The sequence below is a fragment of the Streptomyces sp. R28 genome (assembly GCF_041052385.1).
Lineage (GTDB): Bacteria > Actinomycetota > Actinomycetes > Streptomycetales > Streptomycetaceae > Streptomyces.
On the sequence record NZ_CP163439.1, the window covers coordinates 7,613,973 to 7,636,744 of the forward strand.

At 64.9% G+C, this 22,772-nt stretch carries 23 protein-coding genes and 2 pseudogenes; 16 read left to right on the forward strand and 9 right to left on the reverse strand.

Going from position 1 to position 22,772, the window contains the following annotated elements:
• Positions 1 to 7 precede the first annotated feature (7 nt).
• From AB5J49_RS34250 to AB5J49_RS34265, 4 genes are all read left to right on the forward strand, one after another.
• Positions 8 to 343, forward strand: coding sequence for a hypothetical protein (locus tag AB5J49_RS34250; protein WP_369172727.1), 336 nt, complete (start codon positions 8 to 10; stop codon positions 341 to 343).
• A gap of 42 nt (positions 344 to 385) precedes the next feature.
• Positions 386 to 1,927, forward strand: coding sequence for a hypothetical protein (locus AB5J49_RS34255; RefSeq protein ID WP_369172728.1), 1,542 nt, complete (start codon positions 386 to 388; stop codon positions 1,925 to 1,927).
• Between the two features lie 207 nt (positions 1,928 to 2,134).
• Entirely contained in the window at positions 2,135 to 3,367 is a 1,233-nt protein-coding gene (gene mycP / locus AB5J49_RS34260; protein ID WP_369172729.1) for a type VII secretion-associated serine protease mycosin, read from the forward strand.
• Positions 3,368 to 4,854: 1,487 nt separating this feature from the next.
• Complete coding sequence (locus AB5J49_RS34265) at positions 4,855 to 5,271, forward strand: hypothetical protein (protein WP_369172730.1); 417 nt, start codon at positions 4,855 to 4,857, stop codon at positions 5,269 to 5,271.
• A gap of 555 nt (positions 5,272 to 5,826) precedes the next feature.
• On the opposite strand, the gene AB5J49_RS34270 is transcribed toward AB5J49_RS34265, so the two are convergent.
• The 5 genes from AB5J49_RS34270 to AB5J49_RS34290 all read right to left on the reverse strand — a co-directional run bounded on the left by AB5J49_RS34270 (position 5,827) and on the right by AB5J49_RS34290 (position 9,889).
• On the reverse strand, positions 5,827 to 6,483 hold the full coding sequence (locus tag AB5J49_RS34270) for a hypothetical protein (protein ID WP_369172731.1): 657 nt from the start codon (positions 6,481 to 6,483) through the stop codon (positions 5,827 to 5,829).
• A gap of 35 nt (positions 6,484 to 6,518) precedes the next feature.
• Positions 6,519 to 7,223, reverse strand: coding sequence for a hypothetical protein (locus AB5J49_RS34275; RefSeq protein ID WP_369172732.1), 705 nt, complete (start codon positions 7,221 to 7,223; stop codon positions 6,519 to 6,521).
• 34 nt (positions 7,224 to 7,257) lie between these two features.
• Complete coding sequence (locus AB5J49_RS34280) at positions 7,258 to 8,499, reverse strand: putative T7SS-secreted protein (protein ID WP_369172733.1); 1,242 nt, start codon at positions 8,497 to 8,499, stop codon at positions 7,258 to 7,260.
• Positions 8,499 to 8,828: a hypothetical protein gene (locus AB5J49_RS34285; RefSeq protein WP_369172734.1), complete on the reverse strand. Its 330-nt coding sequence runs from the start codon at positions 8,826 to 8,828 to the stop codon at positions 8,499 to 8,501. Before AB5J49_RS34285 ends, AB5J49_RS34280 begins: the two co-directional genes overlap by 1 nt.
• Positions 8,829 to 9,067: 239 nt before the next feature.
• Positions 9,068 to 9,889, reverse strand: coding sequence for an NAD(P)H-binding protein (locus tag AB5J49_RS34290; RefSeq protein ID WP_369172735.1), 822 nt, complete (start codon positions 9,887 to 9,889; stop codon positions 9,068 to 9,070).
• Positions 9,890 to 9,976: 87 nt separating this feature from the next.
• Here AB5J49_RS34290 and AB5J49_RS34295 point away from each other — a divergent pair, with 87 nt between their 5' ends.
• Positions 9,977 to 10,399 (forward strand): winged helix-turn-helix transcriptional regulator, encoded by a 423-nt coding sequence (locus AB5J49_RS34295; RefSeq protein WP_369172736.1) that lies wholly within the window; start codon positions 9,977 to 9,979, stop codon positions 10,397 to 10,399.
• Between the two features lie 464 nt (positions 10,400 to 10,863).
• Here the strand turns inward: AB5J49_RS34295 and AB5J49_RS34300 are convergent, their stop codons facing one another.
• Positions 10,864 to 11,022, reverse strand: coding sequence for a hypothetical protein (locus tag AB5J49_RS34300; RefSeq protein ID WP_369172737.1), 159 nt, complete (start codon positions 11,020 to 11,022; stop codon positions 10,864 to 10,866).
• Between the two features lie 553 nt (positions 11,023 to 11,575).
• Between AB5J49_RS34300 and AB5J49_RS34305 the strand changes: the two genes are divergently transcribed.
• From AB5J49_RS34305 to AB5J49_RS34315, 3 genes and pseudogenes are all read left to right on the forward strand, one after another.
• On the forward strand, positions 11,576 to 12,028 hold the full coding sequence (locus AB5J49_RS34305) for a VOC family protein (protein ID WP_369175355.1): 453 nt from the start codon (positions 11,576 to 11,578) through the stop codon (positions 12,026 to 12,028).
• Between the two features lie 84 nt (positions 12,029 to 12,112).
• A pseudogene (locus tag AB5J49_RS34310) lies at positions 12,113 to 12,889 on the forward strand (transposase).
• 147 nt (positions 12,890 to 13,036) lie between these two features.
• Positions 13,037 to 13,843, forward strand: a pseudogene (locus AB5J49_RS34315) (IS5 family transposase).
• Here AB5J49_RS34315 and AB5J49_RS34320 read toward each other — a convergent pair.
• The gene (locus AB5J49_RS34320; protein ID WP_369166422.1) at positions 13,840 to 14,610 is read right to left on the reverse strand and encodes a DeoR/GlpR family DNA-binding transcription regulator; all 771 of its coding nucleotides are present in this window, start codon (positions 14,608 to 14,610) and stop codon (positions 13,840 to 13,842) included. The pseudogene AB5J49_RS34315 and the gene AB5J49_RS34320 sit on opposite strands and share 4 nt — an antisense overlap.
• A 587-nt stretch (positions 14,611 to 15,197) precedes the next feature.
• On the opposite strand from AB5J49_RS34320, the gene AB5J49_RS34325 reads away from it, so the two are divergent.
• The 5 genes from AB5J49_RS34325 (at position 15,198) to AB5J49_RS34345 (ending at position 19,010) form a co-directional block, all read left to right on the forward strand.
• Positions 15,198 to 15,416, forward strand: a complete 219-nt coding sequence (locus AB5J49_RS34325) for a hypothetical protein (RefSeq protein ID WP_369172738.1) — start codon at positions 15,198 to 15,200, stop codon at positions 15,414 to 15,416.
• 11 nt (positions 15,417 to 15,427) lie between these two features.
• The gene (locus AB5J49_RS34330; RefSeq protein ID WP_369172739.1) at positions 15,428 to 15,904 is read left to right on the forward strand and encodes a hypothetical protein; all 477 of its coding nucleotides are present in this window, start codon (positions 15,428 to 15,430) and stop codon (positions 15,902 to 15,904) included.
• A gap of 12 nt (positions 15,905 to 15,916) precedes the next feature.
• Positions 15,917 to 16,555 carry a hypothetical protein gene (locus AB5J49_RS34335; protein ID WP_369172740.1) on the forward strand — a complete coding sequence of 213 codons (639 nt, stop codon included), beginning with the start codon at positions 15,917 to 15,919 and terminating at the stop codon, positions 16,553 to 16,555.
• A 397-nt stretch (positions 16,556 to 16,952) separates the two neighbouring features.
• Positions 16,953 to 17,438, forward strand: a complete 486-nt coding sequence (locus AB5J49_RS34340) for a hypothetical protein (RefSeq protein WP_369172741.1) — start codon at positions 16,953 to 16,955, stop codon at positions 17,436 to 17,438.
• A 471-nt stretch (positions 17,439 to 17,909) separates the two neighbouring features.
• Positions 17,910 to 19,010 (forward strand): PQQ-binding-like beta-propeller repeat protein, encoded by a 1,101-nt coding sequence (locus AB5J49_RS34345; protein ID WP_369172742.1) that lies wholly within the window; start codon positions 17,910 to 17,912, stop codon positions 19,008 to 19,010.
• A gap of 122 nt (positions 19,011 to 19,132) precedes the next feature.
• Here AB5J49_RS34345 and AB5J49_RS34350 read toward each other — a convergent pair whose 3' ends face one another.
• Both AB5J49_RS34350 and AB5J49_RS34355 read right to left on the reverse strand, forming a co-directional pair.
• Positions 19,133 to 19,717 (reverse strand): hypothetical protein, encoded by a 585-nt coding sequence (locus AB5J49_RS34350; RefSeq protein ID WP_369172743.1) that lies wholly within the window; start codon positions 19,715 to 19,717, stop codon positions 19,133 to 19,135.
• A 31-nt stretch (positions 19,718 to 19,748) separates the two neighbouring features.
• Positions 19,749 to 20,252: a hypothetical protein gene (locus AB5J49_RS34355; RefSeq protein WP_369172744.1), complete on the reverse strand. Its 504-nt coding sequence runs from the start codon at positions 20,250 to 20,252 to the stop codon at positions 19,749 to 19,751.
• 208 nt (positions 20,253 to 20,460) lie between these two features.
• Here AB5J49_RS34355 and AB5J49_RS34360 point away from each other — a divergent pair, with 208 nt between their 5' ends.
• The 3 genes from AB5J49_RS34360 to AB5J49_RS34370 are packed head-to-tail and all read left to right on the forward strand — an operon-like array spanning position 20,461 to position 22,422.
• Complete coding sequence (locus AB5J49_RS34360; RefSeq protein WP_369172745.1) at positions 20,461 to 20,787, forward strand: hypothetical protein; 327 nt, start codon at positions 20,461 to 20,463, stop codon at positions 20,785 to 20,787.
• 20 nt (positions 20,788 to 20,807) lie between these two features.
• Positions 20,808 to 21,974, forward strand: a complete 1,167-nt coding sequence (locus AB5J49_RS34365) for a PE-PGRS family protein (RefSeq protein ID WP_369172746.1) — start codon at positions 20,808 to 20,810, stop codon at positions 21,972 to 21,974.
• A 58-nt stretch (positions 21,975 to 22,032) separates the two neighbouring features.
• Entirely contained in the window at positions 22,033 to 22,422 is a 390-nt protein-coding gene (locus AB5J49_RS34370) for a hypothetical protein (protein WP_369172747.1), read from the forward strand.
• The last annotated feature ends 350 nt before the right edge of the window (positions 22,423 to 22,772 follow it).

Below are 22,772 nucleotides of genomic sequence, written 5' to 3' on the forward strand. Positions count from 1 at the left end.
ACGGGGTATGAGTAACGGCATGCGGGTTGATCTGAGCGAGCTGGATAACGTCATCCGCAAGCTCAACGGCCTTCTCTCAGACATGGACAAGGCCAACACCAAGGCCAAGTACGAGACGGACATCCCGAGTAGTGCGTTCGGCAGCATGAAGTTCCTGGAGTCCAATGAGCTTCATGAGGCCCACCAGAAGCAGAAGACTCGGATCGAGACCATAATTCGCGATCTGCACAAATTGATCGACAGCTTCAGTACGAGCACCTCGAAGGTCAGGGACAAGTACAGCAACCAGGAGCAGGCAAACGCGCAAGGTGTGAGTGCTGCTCCCGAGAATGCGGCCAACTAAGCGGTTTAGCGACCGGTCACTGACAGAGGGGACGTTTCGACAATGGGCTACGGCTACGGTGGTTACTACAACAGCCCTGAGTACTACGAGGCTCAGCAGAAGGCACAGCAGCAGCGGATCCAGGACAAGCACGACCAAAAGCTTGAGTCGACCAAAGACGGTGGCATGGGGGGCCCGGACCGCAGCCAACTCTCCACGCCTTTCATGCAGATGAGCATCCCTGAGCTGCGATCCATGATCTTGGACGCGGATCCCGGCCGGATCTACGAGGTCAGCCAGCACTGGAAGTCGGTCCACAATATTTTGTCTGGTGGCGACGGCGACGGCAAGACTGGCGGCGTGGACTCGGTATCCGCGAAGGACAGCGTCGCGGGCATGATGCAGAGCGCCGTGGAAAATGTCCTCGAGCACTGGGAGGGCGAGGCGGCTGAGGCATTCCGTAAGAAGGCCAACGAGATCATGCAGAACATCCGGAACGGGGCTGCATGGGCCAACCACTACGGGGAAACCATGCACGCCGTTCAGAACGATCTGCGAAACTCCATGACCAAGATGCGGGAGGTCGAAGAGCCTTCTGGCTGGGACAGGGCCTGGGACAAGCTTACGGACGATGAGCGCAGCGATGAGCAATTGCTGGCGGACATCAACAAGGGCGTGAGTACGGAGGCCGCCGCCAAGGCGAATGCAGACTCCCTGTCTGCGGGTAAGGAAGCCCAACTGCAGGGGGTGGCGATCATGGAGCAGCTGGGGGTCAATTACAAGGCTTACTCGAAGCCGCCTGGTGGAATCGACGACCCGGAGCCTTTCCCTGCCCCGAACCCCAATACGCCAATGCCTACACCCATCCCAATGCCGTCCCCTGGCAGCTCGGGTCCAGGTAGCGGAAGCAGAACCGCCAAGCCGTGGAGCGCGGGGCCGACGACGAACATTAAGCCGACGCCTACGGTGCCCCGTGACCCTGGCATCACGGGCGGTTCCCAGCTCCCGACAGCTGGAACGAAGGTTGACAGCATCTCCCCAGGCTTGACAGGGACTGGCCCCAGCACGGGCGTTGGCGGACCCGGCGTCGGTGGTGGCAACTTCGGCACCAGCGGAGCTCAGGGTTCCGGCATCGTGGCCCCGGGCGGAGTATCTGGCCTCTCAGGCGGTGCTGCCGCCCGCGGCGGCATTGGCGCCGCGGGCGGTCGCGGTGGGGTGGCTGGTGGCGGAGCGGCAGCAGGCCGCGGCGCCGGAGGCCGAGCCGGCATGGGCGGCATGGGTGGCGGCGGAGCCGGCGCAGCTGGCCGAGGCGGTGCTGGTGCTGGCGGCCGGGGAGCCCTCGCGAAGTCGCGTGGCGGCGTTGTCGGCGCGGCCAAGGGAGTCACCGGCAAGGGTGCCGGTGGTGGTGCAGGCCTTCACGGCAGCCGTGGAGGATCCCAGCGCGGCGCCATGGCGGGCGGAGCCGGCGGCATGGCCGGTCGCAACGGCCGACGGTCCGAGGACGAGAACAGCCGGGGTGACCGCCCCGACTACCTGGTCGAGGACGAAGAGACCTGGATCTCGGAAGAGGACCGCAACCGAAACGTCCCGCGGACAATCGAGTAGACACGTAAGTGGGTCGGACGGATAGTTGCGTCTGCCCATGCTATGAAGGCTGGCGCACCCAGCCATAGCTGAGTGAGGAGCAGGGAATTGGGTTTCAAGCGAGTCTCGTCAACGGCAGGGGTCATGGCTTTGACGGGAGCCTTGCTCCTCACCTCAGCCCCGACTGCGTCGGCGGATCAAGTCCGAGACGCTCAGTGGCCACTGAGCGTGTACGGCGCAGAAAACGTATGGGAGACCTCCCAAGGGGCAGGGGTTACTGTTGCTGTAATCGACTCAGGTGTCGATGCCAGTCAGCCGGATCTAACCGGGCAGGTCTTGCCTGGTAAGGACTTCACCGGTCAGGGCAACCCTCATCAGGATGAGAATGGTCATGGAACGGGCATGGCCAGCCTTATTGCTGGCCATGGACACGGAGCGAATAGTTCTTCGGGAATTATGGGCCTTGCGCCGAAGGTGAAGATCCTTCCGGTGCGCGTGAGTGCAACCAAGGACGATAAGTACATCAATGATTGGTCTGCTGGAGTCCGCTATGCAGTGGACCAAGGCGCGTCGGTAATTAACCTGTCGTTCAATGACGCTTCGGCCTATCCTGGTTCAAAGGCGGCCAAGGCAATCGCCTACGCGCAGGAAAAAGACGTTGTAGTTGTAGCGGGTACAGGCAACGACTCAGGGACAGTCAATTATCCGGCCGCTCTCCCAGGAGTGGTGGCTGTCTCTGCTGTGGACAAGGGTCTGAACTTTTGGAGTAACTCGAACACTGGTAAGGGGGTAGTACTTGCGGCGCCCGGTGTTGACATCCCGCGAGCTGACCCCCTGAGTTCAAGCGGTTACGCGTTGGCCGATGGCACCTCCGATGCCACCGCCTACGTCTCAGCCATCGCGGCCCTAGTCCGCTCCAAGTACCCCGACCTAACCGCAGGCCAGATCATCAACCGCCTGATCAAGTCGGCGTCCTTCCTGAATAACAAGGGTAGGACGGCCCCGGACAGGGAACTCGGCTACGGAATCGCCCGCCCCGGCACGGCGCTGAGGATGGACATCCCAAAGGGCTCCAAGGAGGGCCCCCTCGCCAAGTCCTCTCCGTCTACGTCCACGAATTCCGGCGCAGCCTCGGATGACAACGACAGCACAAGCCTGGCCAAGAAAAAGAAGAAGTCCTCCTCGGGCAGCTTCCTCATCATCGCCGGCATCGCAGCCGCCGTGGTCGTCATCGGCATCCTCTTCGCGGTGCTCCGTAGCCGCCGCAACGGAGGCAGTGGCGGCGGGCCTGGCTCCGGCGGCGGAACCCCTCCTCACGGCACGGGCTACCCGCCCCAGCCCCAGACGGGCTATCAGCAGTACCCCAACACCCCTCCCAACCAGGGCTACCCCACACCTCCAGGACAGGCCCCACAGCACCCCAACCCCTACGCCCAACAGCCCCCACACCAGGGGCAGTAGGAAAATCTCATCTGTAGCGGCGGTAGAAGGCGCTTTGATCTTGCCGCCTCGCCCGCTACGTGGCGCTTGGTAGCGTCACGAGGTTCCGCCGCAGGCGCCGCAATGGAGACTGCGGTCCGAGGAGGTCCTGTGCTCAGGAGCACAGGACCTCCTCGGCAGTCCCGCCCCATTGCTGCCGAGGCCACGGCTGCCAATAGTCGGTAGACAGGACACGCATCATCTCCACGCGAACAGGTCCGCCCAGTAGTCGGTGGCGCCTCGCTCCTCACCCTTGCGAAGCCGAGATCTCATGAACCCGGATCTACCGGACCTGAATTCCCAATCCGCTGCCGATGAGATGACATCACGTACAGCGGCCCACTTCACCACCGCCCTGTTCGGGCTTGGAGTACTAGTCCCTTGGCTACTCTTCTTGGCGTCGCTCATGTCTGGGGGGCTTTGGTGGCTGACAGCGCTTAATTTGATGGGCACGCATATGGGTCTATTGGTCATGCTGCGCGGGTACCGCGACGACAATCGTGTTCTGAAAAGGTGAGGAGCAGCTATTCATGTGACGACCCTGCTGCTCTGTCTCGTTGCAGCCCAATTTTTGAACTGACCTAGAAGTCGAGAACGAGAAGGGAGCCTGCTCGATGGGCCTCGTTGTCCTTGTAGTTGGCGTGATCGGCCTTGGAGCCGCGATTGGCGCCGTGGTTGTCCTCGTCGTACTGCGTAGCCGCCGCAACTCTGGTCCCGGTCAGATCAGCCCTGGCGCCGGTAGGTACCCCCAGAACATGGGTTACCCGCCCCAGCAGCCGATCTATCCGACGGGACAGCAGCCGTATCCCCCAACCCCCTATCAGGGGAGCCCTACTCCTCCCGGACAATAAATCCGATCGCAACCATCGGCGGGCAGCGCAATTTCACAGAAGAGGCCTTCATGATCACGACGCTGGGGGTAGGTACCTAGAGTACGGCTCTGTCGGCGTCAGTTGCTGTCCTGGCCCTTCCTATTGCTTGGATGGTCACGGTAGACCGCCGCGCAAGGCAGCTGTCCGAGCTCCCTTTGCAGTGTGATCCTGTTGCCCGGTCTGCTGGCGCGACAATAGCCGATCGGTAAGGAACTGGAATCCTCTGCCAGTTGAATCTCATTGTGCGGCAAGTGCGAAGTGCAGCACTAGAGCATGGGTGAGGCGCGTCATAGGGAAGACCCCACGCCGGCTGGGTCTGAGCGAGAAAAGAAAGAGCGAGCAGTTGCTGCTAAGAGGCGCCGTCGAGGAGAGCGTATGAAGAGTGGCAGTCGCCAACTTCCTCTAAATGACCACGGAACACCGGTTCCGTTGGAACAGTTCAGAGTTCCGGCGCCCGGGTATAAGCGCGCTTTCGATCACCCGGAGACGCGGGCTGCTTGGGAGAGGACACATCGCAAGCTGAGGCGGCGGCGGATGGTTTGGTGGGTCCTGTGCCTTCCTTCGTTTCTTGCTGTCAGCTCCCTTATGAGTCCGGACGTGGATGAGGCGCTCAACACAATCGGGGGCGTCGCTCTGATCGCCTGGGTCCTCGGCTATCCCTGCGTCCTCTACTTCTCTGCCAAGTCGTTGGGGTGCCTCAAGCGCATGCGGCGCGTCCTGGAGACGCATCCTTGGCGACTGATCCCACAGGTGCACAGGCCTTCGGGCACCAGGGACGTGTACACCGCCGCCGTGCAACTCCAGTACGCCGAGAACGAGAGATTGACTGGTCTGATGTCCGTCTGGAATCCGGTCAGGACGTATCGGCGCTTGCCCAAGAACTTGGAGTACGGCGCCTGGTACGCGGGTGAGACGTTTAATGCGCGGACCGCGGCCAGCAAGGGGCGTGGCGTCTTGACGCTCCCGGGCGTCGGCGATCTGCTTTCCATGACGAATCGGCTTGGCGATCACTGAGCCTTAGCAGTGTCTTCAGCATCTTCATTAGCCCACCGGAGTAGCGAAGCGGATTGCCTACCTCACGTTTCACGGCTTTCCACGGAGTCGCACTGACCGTTTGGGCCGGCGCTCAGCACGTTCGCCGGCTCGGTGGTGTCCAAGAGCACCGCTGGACGTCGTCCAGCCCCAGCACCCGGGACGAAGTTTTGCTGGAGTCCACTCGATTCGGATGCTGAAGACTTGAGTGTTGGTCGGCTGAGGGCTGTTTCTAGGAACTGCCTGATGTCGGGAGGGAGTTAGTCGGCTTCTTCTTCCGCCGGTGGACTCTGGGCGGCACATCCGAGTTGATGCTCAGGGCGGCCCAGGACAGAGCAGGGGGTTGGGACTGCGACCTCTCGCGCCGGCTGGCTCCACCTTCACCCGCGCTCACCAGCGCGTAGATGGGATCTGAGGAGCCGGCGCGGCCCCGCACTCGGACGAGTGCGGGACGGACTGAGCGAGGCGAAGCCGCCGTGGGCGCCAGAGGATCAACCGGGTCACGAGGGCGCGGGCCGGGGAGTCGGTCTTGCGGAGTTAGATCACCTTGCGCGTGAGGCTGGCGTCCTGGGCTCGAGAGACGCGGTCGGGGGTGGCCAGCTCGCGGTCTTGTGCGGTCGCGTCCCAGTCCGCGGGCTGCATGAAGAAGAACGTTCCGGAGCTCGGTACGTAGCCGACAGCGCCGAAGGGCAGGTCTCCCGCGACGTACACGCCGTTCTCGATGCCTTCGGGCCAGGGGTTGCGCCACGGGCCACGCCGCGGGATCGGGTTCATCCGCATCAGCGGCGACTCGTGGCCCTCGGCGGTGTGTAGCGTGAGCGTCATGCTCTTCGGGCGGCCCTTGGTCGCCTTGGCACCGTCCACCTTGGCGATCTGCGGGCAGTACGTGTCGAAGGAGTACTGGGCCAGCGTCCTGCGGCAGGTGCGGGTGAGTAGGACCGCGATGGGGATGGTGCTGAGAGAGGCGAGGAGACCGAAGATTCCCACCAGGATCATCGGCCCCCCGATGATGAAGATCCAGGACATGCCGGCGCGATTCGCCGCCGCGCCCAGCGGCGGCACCCCGAACGCCATGAACGCGTAGATCACGGTGTTGCGGATACCCGCCCACCACATCCGGGTGGTCAGCTTTTCGCGCAGCGCGGCGGTGTCCAGTGTTCCCGGTGCGCGGGCACCTTGCATGTTGTCCGGCACTCGTTCTCCTGAAGTCCGTCCCAGCCCGGCTGGTGTTATCCGAAGTCGTTCCGGATGGTGGCGGCGACGCCGGTCAGCGCCTCCGGTTCCTGGGGGGCCTTGTTGGCCGCCGTGGCTCGTTCGGGATCGGTGAAAGTCAGGGTGCGGGCGATCCCGAGCAATATATTGCGGTAGTCGTCGGCGGAGTCGAGATCCGGGGTCACCATCTGGAGGACGATGAGCTCCGGGGTGCTCGGTGCCGCCACCGCGACGATGCCCTGCCAGATGTGACTCGGGAGCGTGTCATTCAGCTCCGGCCGCCGGGACGACCGCGGCGCGGCCGGTCGCTTCTCGGAGAGGAAACCGAGACCGCACGGCAGCTCCAGCGGGCGCATGCCTTCGTCCCGGCCGTCTGCGGCGCTGCCCGCGAGGCCTGCCACCACAAGCTTCGCACTGCCCGACGTCGGCAGCGTCGACACGGTGAACACCGACATCGTGAAACCGCCGGCGTCGTTGGGGTGGACTCCGAGCGCGCACTCCTGCACCCTGTTGGCGTTGAGCTGGCTGACGATGCCCGCGTATAGGCGCAGGGCCCGGTCCGCCTCCTCCCGCTCCTGTGCGGGCAGCCCACGAAGCTGGTTGATGAGCTCCATGAGTTGCTCGGGCGGCGGAGTGAGGTCAAGGGACGTATAGCCGACGGGCAGCCCGTACCAGAAGGATGGCTTGCGGGCGTCCCGCGGTGCGGTGGCCGTTTCACTCACGGTTATGCGGTGCCTTCACTCTCGCCGTGGCTGGTCATACGAGGCCGAACAATCCGGCGATGCCATGGGCCGTCGCGGCGGCCTTCGTGCCTTCGGCGGTGTTGTGTTCGGAACCCTTGTCGTCGATGACGCCGAAGCTCTCCGCGGAGGAGATACCGTTCGCGGCGACGTTCAGCATGTTGACCTTGAGGCCACCCATCAGCTTCCACGAGCCCTTAGTGCTGTCACCCGCAGCCCGCCAGGCGTCGGTGGCCTCATCCGCCGCCGAGCGGCCGATCCCGAGGAACCCGCCCTTCACACCGCCCCACGTCTTCGTGGCCAGGTTGGCTCCGTCGGCCGCGCCCTCGAAGCCCTCCTTGGCCGCGACGCCCAGCGCCTTCCCGCCCGGAATCATGCCGACGATGTCACCAGCCATGGACGCATAGGCGGAGAAGATCTCCATGCCGCTGCCCTGGAACATCAAGTTCTTGCGGAACTCGTCATCGGAGAGGTTCTTACCCATGGACACCGCGCTGGCGATGAGCGCGATGGGTACCATGATCGGGGCCAGCACAGGAAAGAGGGCGAGCAGACCAGCGATGGCGCCGATGGTGCCCGCGTGCTCCGCCAGGAACTTCCCGACCGACACGAGGATGTCGCCGACGCTCTCCCAGAAGCCCTTGTCGGGGGCCTTCTCTGCCGTGCCTTCCAGGGCCTTGGCGATGACCTCGGCGTCGTGGGAGTGCTCGGACTCCAACTCCTTGATCTTGCGGTTGAGTGACTCGTACTCGTCGTTGGCCTTTGTGAGGGCCGTGCTCGCCTCGTTGAGGTCCCGCTCGGCGGAGCGCAGCCGCGCGGTCGCGTCGTCGGCCTCTTCCTGTGAGGGGAAGGTCTGGTTGGCGAGCTTGAGGTCCGGGTGCTGGGCGGCCTGCTCGTACGCGTTCTTGGCCTTGTCGGTCGCGGCCTTCTTCTCGGCCGCGGCGGTGTCGTACTTCTTCGCCAGCTCCCGGTTTGAGGTCAGGTGCCCGTCCCAGTCGTGCAGTTGGGTCGAGGCGGAACGCAGCGCCGACGCAGCCTTCTTGATGTACTCCGACAGATCGCCATCGAGGTTCTCGCGGAACTTCTCCGCCGCGTCGCCCTCCCAGTAGCTGCTCTCGCCGGTGAGCTTCGTCAGCTGACGGTGTGTGTTCTCGAGCGCCGTCGCGGCCGCGGCCACCTTCTGCTGCAGTTTGGTGACCTCGGCGGGGATGCCCGGTACAGGGTTCCAGCCGATGTTGGGGTAGGGGTTCGCGGCCATTACTTACCGCCCCCGTCGCCACCGGAGGTGCTCTTGTCCGCGATCTGTTTGAGAACCTTCTCCAAGGCCTCCTCGACCTCTTCGTAGCCCTTCTTGTTGGACTTCACGCCCTCTTTGATCTCGTCGATCAGTTCTTTGGTCTTGTCGGACCCGTACTTCCACTCCTCCTGGAACTTGTCACAGGCCTCGTCGAGCCGGGCGGTACCGATCTGGTCGGCACGCGCGTGGTCGAGGGCGGACCGCGCCTCGTTCAGCTCGTCGACGCATCTCTCCAGATTCGTCAGGAACTGCTCGAGTTGCCCGATGTCCGTCTTGAAGTGGTCCCCCATGGGCCAGTTGCTCCCCGTTTCGACTCTGGATACATCGGGCCCAGGCGACTCAACTGATCACCTAGGCCTCCTCGGCCCATACATGCGTTGGCCAGGCGCTCCATATCGAGTCCTTGGGGGCCTGTGGCTCTGCGAAAAACCGTCACAGGAGCGCCACTGGATCGTCGCCCTGCGGTGCAGGGCTCACGTCCTGAAATCCCGTCGGCAGGAGGTCTTGTACTGGCTAGGGGCGTCTCCCGCTAAACGCTCGTTCGTGGTCTCGTGGTCGGTGCAGCTGCAGCGGCCGTAGCCAGTGGGTCGCGGGGTGGGCGGCCAAGGAGGTTCGGGAGGTCGGGGCCAGTGCCGTCCAGGAAGCCGTGTCGGATGCTGGTGGCGATCGAGGCGAGCATGGGCGGCTGGAACGGCAGCAGTCCTGGCGTCTCGTCGAGGAGCCTGCGCCGGTATTCGCCCAGGCTTATGGTGCGGTGCGGGGCCCCGAGCCGATCGGCCACCTGGCCGGCCGTGATCGGCGTGCCGACGAGGTCGTAGACGCGCCCGCTGTGCCGTGCCGGATTCGCCGCAACGATCGCCGCGGCCTCGGCGAGATCCTCCCGCACGACCGCGGCGAGAGCGCCATCGCCGAACGCGGACTCCACATGATCGTCGGCCCAGGCCAGAAGGCCGCCGAAGAGTTCGGCGTAGAGGCCGTTGCGCAGGATCGTCCATGGCAATCCGCTTGCTTGCAGGAGGCGTTCGGTCGCACGGTGTGCGAGGGCGAAGCCGAGATGGTCGCCGGCACTGGTCAGGCTCGTGTAGACGACGTGGCGGACGCCGTCACGGACGGCGGCGTCCAGGACCGCCGCGTGCCGCCCGATGACCTGGTCGTCCTCGGCATAGCCGGCGGAGATCAGCACCAGGGTCGACACACCGGCGAAATCGAGGCTCATGTGGTCGTCGAAGTCGAGACTGCGCGTCCCCTCGCCCGATGTCCGGCTTCCGCCCACCGCGGCCATGCCGCGAGCCCGCAGCGCCGCGAGAGTGGCCGAGCCGAGATTTCCATTCGCTCCGGTCACCAAGATCATGTCAATCGCAGTCTTCCGTCGTGGTTCTCATCGGTAACTACGCTTGATCCTTGACCGCACACCCATCGGCCACAAGAAGGCAGTTTGATGTCACTCACGCACACCGGAGTAACCAACACCCCTGCCGACCTTGAGCCCTGCGGGCGTGAGGACCACCCCGACTGCGGGATCCGCGACGTCCTGGACCGTATCGGGGACAAGTGGTCGGTGCTCGTGATCGTCGAACTCGCGGGCGGGCCGCGACGGTTCCGCGAACTTCAGCGCGCCATCGACGGGATCTCCCAGCGCATGCTCACCCTCACCGTGCGCAGGCTCGAGCGCGACGGACTCGTGCTGCGCACGGTGTACCCGACCGTCCCGGCCCAGGTCGACTACCGTCTGACCGAGACCGGGGCCGGCCTGACCCACTTGGTCAAGGCACTCACGGACTGGTCCCTTGCCCACCGTGGCGTCATCGCGGAGGCACGGGGTGCGTACGACCGGACCCACCCCGACCACGACATCCGCTGACGGGAACCGCCATCGCCACGCTGCCGGAAGGCTGTCGAGGTCACTCTGTCAACAGCCGTATGCCCACAACAGTCAGGGCATCGGCTCCGCAGCTTGCGCGAGCAGGCTCAGGAGGCCGACGGGGATGGCGACGACGACGGCGTAGCCCACTCGGTCGGCTACCTTTTGGCGTCGTGACGGGCTCCCGGCGGTGGGCCTCGCGGCGTTGGTCCGCCCCACGTGGCTTGATGGCCTGGTATGCGAGGACCGCGAGGACGACCACGCAGATCGCGACCTGCCAGAGCTCGCCCACGACGCCCCAGAAGCCGACCCGTTGGATCGTCTCTGGTTCGATGCCCTGTCGCGCGTCGAACTCGGTGCCGTCCGGGTAGTCGCGTCCGGTGTCCTCGAGGTGTACGTAGTCGGCGTCGTCAGCTGTGCCGCCGTCCGGCGTGAAGTCCCCGTGGCAGTCGTAGTCGGAGTTCTTACCGGCTGTAGTCGGTGTTGTAGCAGCGCTCCACCTCGTACGTGCCAGGGGTGCCGTGGATTCCGGCGGACAGGGCGAGGTCTGCGGTCGCGGTGACGCACCAGAAGGTGCTGACGAGGGCGAGGAGGACGCCGCACACCCAGCCGAGTACGCGCATCAGCCGCCCACCAAGATCCTGGGCTCCTTCTCCCACAGCCTGGAGATGCCCGCCTGTTCGGCAAGGGCTCTGCGCTGGGGTCGACCTCCGCACGCTCCTGCTCGTACTTCTGCCAGTCCGCGGGCTGCCCGAAGAGCATGTCGTTACTACCAGGAACGATCATGACGCCGCCGAAGGCCACGTCACCGGCGAACCAGGCGCCGCCTTCCTCGGCCGCCTTCGGCCAGCGGCGCACCGTCGAGGCATCGATTGCACGCAGAGAGGATGCATCGTGCTGCCCACGCGAGCCAATTGATCACCAGGGGGGACATCGGCGGCGCCATCGACGGCGGCCGGAGGGGGCGTTGAAGGCCGACTTCCCGCCGCCATGTTCGCAACTCCCCCGCACCTAAGGCTTGTCCCGCAATCACGTTGCAGCGGGTGAGGATGGTGGTGCCATCCTTCCAAGAGTCATCAGCGCCGATCACTGATGTCTTGGCGTCAGCGGCACTCACCGGTCCTTGGCTGCAGGGCGCAGAGGCGGCGCTCATGTGGCCAGTACAGTTGGCCGGTGATCACTGAACTCAAACTCCAGCTGGCCATCGACTGTGCTGAGCCCGAGCGGCTCGCGGCATTCTGGGCCGCTGCACTGGGGTACCGAGTCGAGCCGCCGCCTGCACCGTTTGCTACTTGGCGCGCGTACTGGCTGGAGCAAGGCGTGTCGGAGGAGGAGCTGGGTGCAGGCGACTGCAGTGACTCCGTCATCGATCCGGATGGCGTCGGCCCGCGGATCTGGTTCCAGCAGGTACCCGATCCGAAGGTCGTCAAGAACCGGCTCCACCTTGATCTGGGCGTGAGCGGAGGGCGTGGCGTCCCGTTTGCCACTCGCAAGGAGCGAGTGCTTGCCGAGGTGGCGCGACTGGAGACCGCGGGCGCGTCCCGGTTGCGCGTGGAGGACTCGGAGGGCTCGGGTTCTTTCTTCGTCGTGATGGAGGACCCAGAGGGCAACGAATTCTGCGTTCATTGAACGTATGGAGGCCGTGCGGCGTGCGACCAGCCCGCACTCCGTCTGGGCGCCAAGGCGCCCAGCGCTGGATGGGATGATCTCGCGGTGGCTGGTGTGATCACGGCATCGGAGCCGTCCTGGATAGCTCCCTTCACCGGGCTGAGCCCGGGCGACTTCCGCAAGCTGATCACCAGTCTGCGACGGGAAGAAGCTGAACGAACTCGCCAGGGGCGCCCCTGGTCGCTGCCGCTGGAAGAGTGCTCCTCGTCGCGGCGTACTGACGAACCAACCTGACACTGCGCCAACTTGCGCGCGCCCTTGTTCGGCATCTCAAAGTCCAGCGCCGACCGCATCATCGACCACACCGCGCCACAGCGCGCCCTTGAACAGCGGCAGCGCTTCCGGAGGGACACCGTGCTCATCGTCGACGGCACCCTCGTGCCGACCCGCGACCACACCATCGCCGAGCAGTCCAAGAACTATCGCTACTCGACGAATCACCAGGTCGTCATCGATGCCGACACCCGCTTGGTCGTCGCGGTCGGACGGCCAGTGCCTGGCAACTGCAACGACTGCAACGACTGCAAGGCGTGGGAGGAATCCGGCGCCAAAGCCGCCGTCGGCAGAACACTCACGATCGCCGACGGCGGCTATCCCGGCACAGGGCTCGTCATGCCCCACCGCCGGCGCAAGGGCGAAGACCTTCCGGACTGGAAGGAAGCACACAACAAGTCCCACAAGCAGGTCCGCGCCCGCGTCGAGCACGTCTTCGCGCGCATGAAGACCTGGAAGATTCTCCGTGACTGCCGCCTCAAAGGCGACGGAGTCCACCACGCCATGCTCGGCATCGCCCGGATGAACAACCTCGCCCTCGCCGGATAGACGAGCGGCCCGCACAACGGCCCAGGAATCCTGAGGCAGTTCGGAGATCATTTACGGGACAGCCCTTACAACGGCTAACACAATGAGGTAGCCCAGCCCTGGTGGCCGTGTCCAGGGCGGTAGTTGAGCGTTCAGTCCGTTGTGGGGATGTCGCCGTGGATGGTGTCGGATGAGCTGTGGGATCGCCTGGAGCCGTTGCTGCCGCAGCGCGAACGGCGCTTTCGGTATCCGGGTCGCAAGCCGTTGCCGGACCGGGACGTGCTGTGCGGAATCCTGTTATGTGCTGCAGACTGGTATCCAGTGGGAGTACCTGCCGCAAGAACTGGGCTTCGGTTCGGGAATGACGTGCTGGCGGCGGCTGCGGGACTGGAACGAGGCTGGCGTCTGGCAGCGTCTGCATGAGGTGCTGCTCGCCGAGTTGAACGCGGCCTCGCGGCTGGACTGGTCCCGCTGCGTGGTCGACTCCTCCCACGTCCGGGCGCTAAAAGGGGGCACCATACGGGCCCTTCACCGGTCGACCGGGGCCGGACCGGCTCCAAGCATCACTTGATCACCGACGGGCAGGGCACTCCACTCGCCGTTCTGCTGACCGGCGGCAACCGCAACGACGTCACCCAACTGTTGTCCCTGCTCGACGCGATCCCACCGGTCCGCGGCCGGATAAGCCATCCTCGCCGCAAGCCGGACTCCTTGTTCGCGGACCGCGGCTACGACCACGACATCTACCGCGACCAGGTCCGCGCCCGCGGCATCGTGCCCGCCATCGCCCGCCGCGGCACCCTGCACGGCACGGGCCTGGGCACCTACCGCTGGGTCGTAGAACGGAGTTTCGCGTGGCTGCACGGCTTCCGACGCCTGCGGATCCGATGGGAACGGCGAGCCGACATCCACGAAGCGTTCCTCAAACTCGCCTGCTGCCTCATCGCTTACCGGCAGTACAAGTCGCTTTGTTAGCCGCCGACTGTGGCCGGAGCCGTCGGTATTACTTTCACGCCGGCCTCGCGCAGAGCCATACAGGTCGCGTCGTCTTCCGATGCGTTGGTGATAAGCGCGTCCAGGTCTTCGGGGCCGCAGATCTTCACCATGCCGGTTCCCGGAAACTTGCTCTTGTCGGCCAGGAGCACCACCTTGTCGCCGGCGGCAATCATGGCGCGTCGGGCGGGCACCTCGGCCACGGTGGTGTCCATGACCTGGCCCCCGGGGCGGAGGCCACAAGCACCCATGAACAACCAGTCGGCGTGAACTTGGCGGAGATTGTCCTCCGCCATGAAACCGTCCAGCATGCGTGACTCACGGATGACCATGCCCCCGAGCAGCATCAGGTCGATGTTCTCGTCGCCGATGAGCTCGTCATACACGGCGAGGTTGTTGGTGATCACGGTAAGTCGACGACTGTGCAGTTGAAGTGCCAGCCGGTGGACCGTTGTACCGCTGTCGAGAATGATCGACTGACCGTCCTCGATCATCGTGGCCGCTTGGGCGGCAATGGCGTCCTTCTCCGCCACCAGAACCTCAGCAGCATCGTTGAAGGGAGCTCGCTCCTCGTCGATGACCGCTCCACCATGGACACGGATGAGTAGCCCGTCTGCCTCCAACTTGAGGAGGTCACGACGGATGGTCGCCGCGCTGGAGTCAAGCTGCTCGGCGAGGTCGGCCACGGAGGCGGTGCCGCCGGAACGTAGCGCCCGCAAGATGATTTGGTGTCGTCGTTCAGCCAGCACGCAACGGGACACTACACGCTGTCGACTGGCGCAATCTGCTGACTTTCAGACGCAGTTGACGACTGCTCGGGCATCCGCGGCGGTGCCGCCCATGCGCTGGCTGCCCACCCCAGTGGCCGGTCGATTCGACCCGTTTGAAGGCAGTCCAGGTCGCCGGGCGTCGCAGAAGAACCGCTCGCCATGGTGCACTGGGCAAGTTGCTCTGAGGGCTGTCCGCCTCATTGTGTTAGCCCCTGTTAGCCCAACCCCCGTGACCAGTAAGCCTCCTGTCAGGATGGTTGTCATGGCTGCGATCAACAGCGCGGATGTACATGGAGGATGCAATGCGTGATCCCGTGGATCCTAGAGTGTCCTACTCCATTGGCTCGTCCCCGTCTCCCTCTCCATCACCTGGACCGTCACCGGACCCGGAGCCTGGACCCGCCGACCCCAGCCCGGCGCCTTCCGGCCCTGAGCCGACACCGTCACCCACGGGACCGACCTTGCCGCCCCCGTGGGGGTCGGACCCGGATGTCGGAGTGACCTCGTCGTTCTTGCGAGGCTGTGCGGATGCCTGTGACGAGGCTTCTCTGACGGTCTGGAAGACGTTGGACGAGGCGAAGGACGCGGCCGAGGACCTGGCGAGGGCGGCGCACGGCTGGGGGCTCGTGCAGAGCATTGACGACATGCATGAGCGCTGGGATCGGCTCAACCAAGAGATGCGCGACCGGTTGAACCGCGCCTCCGACAACTTCCGCCGCAGTGCGGATGCCTATGACGGGAACGAGATCCGTACGGCACAGGGCTTCTCCGACATCTACCGCTGAAAGGCAGGGCAGTGGTCACCTTCTCGCAACTCCTGGAGTTGGACGTCGCCGGCCTGGAGAGGTTCGCCGACCGGTGGAACGCAGTCATCCACCGAAAGATCAGACAGGCCCGCGAGGGATTCCACGACGACGTTGTGCGCAAGCTCCACAAGGACCACTGGAGGGGCGAGGGCGGAGAGGCGGCCCAGAAGCACTGCGACCGGATACAGGTCGGATTCGACGCGCTCGATGCACAGGTCAAGTCCCTCAGCAGGTTTCTCGACGAGGAGGCCGACGGCGTGCGCGGCACCGGAGGCGCCGAAGGTCTGGAAGGCTGGCAGAGGATCGCGCGTGAGCTCGACCGGGATGCGCATGACGCGGGGATGAAGATCGCCGATGACGGTGTTGTCGAATGGTCGATCCTGATAGACGCCGACGATCCGCACGGCGAAGCGAAATACCAGGAGAAGAAGCAGGCTGCCGACCTTGTCCAGCTCCGCGCTCAATAGGTTCTGACGGAGGTGAACAAGATTGATGAGTGGCTCACGGTGAGCCTCAAGGTGATTTTCGGTACGCCCCACAATTTCGAAACCGAAGATCGCCGGTACGACGTGTTCGAACCCACCGTGAAGGATCGGATGGTGCGGAACCAGCTCAACAATGTCGGCGCAGCGGCTGCCGCTCGGGGCTGGACCAATGCCGCTGGCCTGGTCAAGCACTATCTCGACGGCTCAGGCAAGACGGTCGAGGTGGAGCCGCAGCAGATGATGCGGGACATTCCGCAGTTCCAGCGTGACGTGGACAAGACCCTTGAGAAGGACGTGCGTAAGCGTCCCGACGGGCCGTTCACCACCGAGTGGGGATCGACAGCCCCGAATACCGCGGACGGCGACTCAAGCATGGACTGGTACTACGCTCTGAACCATTTCCAGTACCGCCTCGTAGGAGAGAAGCACGGCGACGAGATCACCTACCGGGTAGAAGTGCAGAAGCGTTACGACTGGGGTGTGCCCAGCGAGCACCGGCGCACCCAGGAGAAGTTCGGCGGCCCCTTCAAAATGGAACTTGAGCAAGCCGACCTCGCTCACCTCAACTCCGTTGGCCTGGCACGTGACTTCGATGTCGTGGGCAGTTCGGACACGATCAGGACTTCGTCTTGAGTCCCCGCTATGTCGGTCGGCATACAGGGCGCGCGCCGACGGCGGGCACGTCGGACGGATCGGTGCCGGAGGCGGAGCACGCACACAGTCGTCCCTCGCGCGTGCGGCGTCCCTCCGGTAAGAAGGTAGTACTGTGGGTGCTTTGGTGGGCATGTGCCGCCTTTGTTCTCTATGTTGCGTGGGGGCTGGTTCAAACCATCGGGGATCTCGACAACCCACCGGACGGCGACTGGCTGTGCTCGGGCCACTCGATGACCTGCGAGCCCTGACCATTCAGCGAGGTCCATCGGCTTTCCGGACCTCGAAACCAGAGTCCCCAGGTTCGATGTCGCGGCGCCGCCGGTGGATCCGCGCTGCCTGTAACCAGGTGAACGGAGACGTCAGGGCCGGATTCAAGATGGACACCTCGACCAGCCGATTCACTTCGTCCTCGTGGCGGCGGGGGGTCGGAGACATCTCCCGGCATGAAATCGCGCACGCCCTCGTTCAGCCGCAGGACCCTGGCGCATACGGCCAGGATGAGGAGACGAGCATTCGGGCGTGGGTCGTCGAGGGGTTTGCGGAGTACGTTTCCTGTCGGTTCGACCGGGCTATGGGGGACGCTGGGGTGCGTAGCGATCTAGCGGGCGAGAAGTTCGATGGTGGATTGCCTGGCCAGGACTTCGAGCTCGAATACAGCTCGGTTGGCGCGAACTACTCGCTCAGCTATCTGGCGATTCGCTTCATCGCGGAAAAGGGCGGCGAGGAAGCACTTTTCGAGTTTGTCGTAGACCACTACAGGAAGCCCACCAACCTCGATCAGCAGCTGCAGAAGGCAGTTGGCATGAACGAGAGTGAATTCGAAACCGCGTGGGCCCAGTACGTCAGGAGCAACATCCGATGAGCGCCAACGGACCCGTGCCGGGTACCGGTCCCTACGGGCAGCAGCCACCTCCGCCGCAGTAGCCGCCCGCCCCGCCCCAGCAGGGCCACCTCCCGCCGCAGGGATACGGCAACCCGCCGCAGGCGTACGGCTATCCGCAACAGCCGCCCGCGGCGCCGCCGGGGCAGCCCGGTTACGGCTACCCCCAGCAGTCGGCGCCCCCGCAGTACCCGATGGCTCCCCAGCCGGGCTACGGTCAGCCAGGCCATCTGCAGCAGTTCCCCGGGGCCCCCATGCCGGCTGGGCGGCCGCGGAAGAAGAAGACCGGGCTGATCGTGCTGCTCGTTGTCGCACTCGTCGTGCTCGGTGGTGCCGGCGGGGGCGCGTGGTACTTGATGGCGAACTCCGCCACGGAGCCGCTGTGGAGCGTGCCTTCGAATTCGGGGTGGTCCCTGAGCGAGCGGGAACGGCACCTGGTTCACCGACAAGGCTGTGATTCAGACCTTGTCCGGTGGCGTGAAGGCCTACGACCCTGACACCGGAAAGCAGTTCTGGGCAACGCCACTGCCCGGCGCGGGTAACCAAGCCTGCGTCGCCCCCTCTGTCTCCGATGGCGGGGTCGGCATCGTCGCCTATGGCGCCTCGGGTATGGGCGGGGCCAATGGCAAGTGCGATCACGTTGCTGCGTACGACCTCAACTCCGGCAAGGAGTTGTGGCACCGGGGCTTCAAGGTGAAATACGAGTTCAACTCCGGCAAGGAACTGGCTGTGGCTCGCGCAGGCGAGACAGCCGTGATCACCACCGACAGGGAGCAGGTTGCGCTGAAGGCGGCTGACGGCACGAAGGCCTGGGACGTTGAGAAGGTAGTGCCCAGTGGCTGCAACGCCGGTACGTACACCGGCGGTAAGAACCTCATCCGCACGACGTCGTGCGTCCAAGGAGACACATTCACCGGGAAGTCGTGGACCGAGGCATCGCTCGTGGACCCGGCCACCGGCAAAGCAGAATGGACGAAGCGATTCGGCGAATCTGAAGCGGAGATCGCGCTTTCCACTTCTCCGCTCGTCCTCAGCGGAGAGGCAAAGGGAGTGTTCGCGCTCGATGAGAAGACCGGTGAGCGGCGCGGCAAGTTCCCTGCGCTGACGGAGAAGTACTTCATTCTCCCGGAGGAGGACGGTAGTCCGATGCGCCAGGTTGCAGGTGTCGGGGACATTCTGCTCATGGGGCTGGGCGAGAAAGGAGTCGCCAAGGGTGAGTCGAAGACGCTGGTCGCCTACGATCTGAACAGCGGCAAGGAGCTGTGGAAAGCGCCGGCTGCAAACACCATTGAGTACTTTCCGCTCCGGGACACTGGTAGCGACCGTCTGTTGGCGTACGTCACCGAGGGCGCGAAGAGGCCGAAGCTCGTGGAGTTCAACCCCAAGGACGGCGAGATGACGACAGTCGTCGATTATCCGGAAGAGTTGCGCAAGAACATGGGCGCCGGTGCGTGGCCGTTCTGGCACAAGGACGTGCTCTACGTCAGCTCAGCCGGCGCCGGCCTCGGTGGGGATTCCTATGCCCTCGTGGCGTTGCCCACGACCGCTTCTTAGACAGCGAAACCAACCAACTCGGCGGCGAGGCAGACCATCACGGTCCGCCTCGCCGCCGAGTGCTGTTCGGGATCAAAGCCGGGATTTCTGTCACGCGAAGGCCAAGCCAAGTCGCGCAAGGGTCACGCGAAGAACCCCACCAACAAGCTGACGAGCAACCCGATCACGCCCACCCCGACCAGCACCAAGCAAGTCCGGAACAGCCCCTGGCTCGGCGCCTGCCTGGACGAGAAGCCCGTGACGATGCCGAAGTAGCCGATCGTGAGGGGGAACAGGGCGCCGAAGAACCACGCGCAGCCGGTGGCGATGGCGCCCACCCAGCCACGGTCCAGCTTGTAGGAGGTGTCGCCGGTCTTGATGGCCTCGATGACGTAGCCGCGCTGGTGCAGGGCATCGCTCTTGAGCTCGGCGTTGAGGTCCTTGACGGAGCCGTCGTTGGAGGTGAAGGTGCCGTAGCACCATCTGGTCTTGGTCTTCTTGCGTGAACTGCTCGACGTGCTCGAGCGGTACTTGTAGTCGACGGTGCAGGTCTCGACGGTGAGCTTGCCCGGCGTGGACGTGGCGTAGGTGTACGGGCCGAGGTAGGCGCCCAGGGCCACCAGGACTACGCCTACGAGGATCAGGCCTGCGCCGATGAGGCGGCCGAGGCCGGCCCGGTCTCCCGGTTCGGCGGCGTTCGGCGCGGCGTTCCCGTGTACTTGTGTCATTGAGGGTTCCTCAGGAATGGGGATGTGGCTGTCACAGGACGAGGGCGCAGACGAGTGCTGCCAGGACGCCCAGGGCGCAGAGGCCGCCCAGGACGGGGCCGGTGACGGTCCGGGCCGGCAGGCTCTGCCAAGAAGCCGTGAAACCGGGGCCGTTGCGGGTGCCGAATCCGGTGAGGAGGCAGTAGATGCCGAAGGCCAGCAAGGAGAGGCAGAACGCGAGAATCGCGGCGTCGTCTCCGGGGTCGCGGTCCTGCGGTTGTTCGAATGTGTCGTCCACTTGAACCACGGGGATTTTCGCCCCGCTTTCGAAACGCGATGACGTTTCCACCACGACGTCTTGGTAGGTGGCCTTACCTTCTTGTGCGCTCCAGTTTCCGGTGCAGCTGAACTTCAGTTCTGTGGAACGCCTGTGCGTACCGTAGTGGGTCTTCGTGTGCGTCTCGCATGAAGAAACGGTGAGGGTTCCGTCGGCGCCCTCTCCGGCGAGTTCACTGCGCAGTTCCGGAACGGTCACCGCGGCGACGACTGCGGCCAACAGCAGCAGCCCCAGGCCGAGGAGTCTTCCCGCCCACAGGCTCCCTGTGCTGCCGTGACGCGACTGTACTGTCACCACTTTTTGTCGTCCCCTTGCTCAACTTGACGATCTCTTGACTTGCGGGCTTGGCGGGGTCATGCGCGAGGAGTCTAAGGTATCCGTCTGTCGTTCAATATGAAGTGCAGCCAGGTGAGTTCGGGGGAGCGCAATGGAGTTCGAAGCCTTTGATGTGGACACGGGCGTACTCCGCAGGCAGGGCGGGAAGTTCGTCGACCTCGGGGGTGATTTCACAACCGCGTCCAAGCGCTTTAAGGACAGCCTCGAAGGCCTTGGCGAGCCATGGGCGGATGCGGATTTCGGGGAGATCTTCGGCCAGGTCTACACGCCGATTCGCGACGGAATCTTCACTTCTATGGACAGTCTCGCGGAACGGCTGCAGAAGATCGGGTACAACCTGCAGGACATGGCGCGTAACTACGATGCATCGGAAGCGTCGAACAGTGGCCTGCTGAACGGAATTTCCGGCGAACTCTAATCAAATACGGGGCTATTGGCATGTCGCTCACTCTGCCCGGCGAGCTTGTCTGGGTGCTCGACCTCCTCGGCTACACCTGGCCCGAGGCCGATGAAGAAGCACTGCACAAGGTCGCAGAGACCTGGCGGGCTTACGGCGAGGAACTCGAAGAGATCCAACAGCACGGCGAAGGGCTCGCCCGCACCGTCGTCTCCCACAACTTCGGTATGGCTGTTGAGGGATTCAGCAAGGACTGGGGCGCCTACACCGGCGCGAACGGCGAGGACAGATATCTGCCGGACGCCAAGACCGCGTGCGAAGTGATCGCCTTCGCCTTCGACGCGGCCGCGGTGGCGGTGCTCACGGCAAAGCTGTCCGTGATCGCACAACTCATCGCCCTGGCAATCGAGATCATCGCGGCGCAGGCCGCGGCTCCCTTCACCTTCGGACTGTCCGAGGTCGGCGCGCTGGGCGCGACACAGGCCACGCGGCTGATCGTCCGCGAGCTGCTGGACAGGCTCAAGCGGGAGGTCATGGAGGCGGTCACCAAGGCCATGGAGCACGCCACCATGGACGCCGTCAAGAAGATGGCCAAGGAGCAGCTCGAGAAGGTCACCAAGGAGAAGGTCAAGCAGTTCGCGAAGGACCAGCTCAAGGAGCAGGGCAAGCAGTTCGTCCAGGAGAAGGTGGTCGACGCCGCCAAGGAGAAGGCCACAGAGGCCGCCGTCGGAATGGCGCAGAACATCGGCCAGCAGAGCGTCGAGACCTACTTCGACGCGCGCTCCGGCGTCGACCTCGGCGAAACGGCGGACGTCGCCAAGACGGCGGCCGGTGAGTACGTGGATGGCCTGAAGAACGAGGTCACCGGTGGTGAGGGATCGACCTTCGCCGACTACGTGGACCCGACCACGCACGTCAACAACGCCGTGGACGCCGCGACGGAGCGTGTCACCGGAGCGGCCGGGGACCGCGTCCAACATGGTGTCGACGCGCTGTCCGGACACGGTGCCGGCGCCCAGAGCGCGCAGGCGTCCGACGGGGCTGCGGGCACCGCGTCAGGGACGGGCACCGCGTCCGGGACGGCTTCCGGCGTCACGGGCGCCACGCAGACGTCCAGCAGGCCGGCGCCCGCTGCCGCCGCCGCGAACTCCGGTTCCTCCGGCTCCTCGGGGGGCGCGGACGACTGGGCCCGAAGCGAGTTCGGATGACGCCGCCGCTGCTTCAGCTGCCCCCACCAACCACCAACGGGAAGGACGTGCCGCACCCATGACCGCGGACCGGGAGATCCAGGACGAGGAACTCATGGGGATCGCCCAGGACCCCGAGCAGGCCCTGCGGCTGCGCCGGTCCCTGCGCACCATCGCCGGCGCGACCTCGCTCGGCCCGGACCTGCGCGAGATGGCGCGTGCCGTGCTGAGCGGGAGCGTCGACATCAAGGACGCCTTCCAGGACCCGCGCTACACCGAGGCCGTGTTCCAGCGGATGCACGAGATGCACCGGGCGGCCGACGACCAGACGTACGCGGAACGCCAGCAGTCCAAGGCCCACTTCGGGGAATGGGACGCCCGGCAGCAGGCGGACCTGGACCGCGAGCGTGCCGAGCGGGATGCGCCGGTGCACGGCTCCGGGCGGGGTGGGCGGACGGGTCAGCGCTGAGGTGCGGAGGGTGCGCGGCAGGCCGGTCAGGGTCATGCACCGGCACGGCAATGATCAAGCGCAAGTCGAGGCCTGCGATCCGGCCAGTCTTCTGGCCTGAGCCGAAGAAGCCGGGCAAACCCTTCCGCGGCGGCTGGAACGGCATGGCCGGCCACCTGGCCCGTGGCGCAGTGCCTCGGACCAAGAACAGCTGGGCCGTGATGTCGCAGGTCATCGTCCGCCCGCCTGCAGCTCGTGTACGTGTCCTGCGCGCGCTTCTTCACCGGCACGCGCGGCCAGCCCGGCGAGGTGGGGTGTGCCACGGATCGACGAAATCGGCTTCGGCGACGGTTCGCGGTGCTCGGGCCACT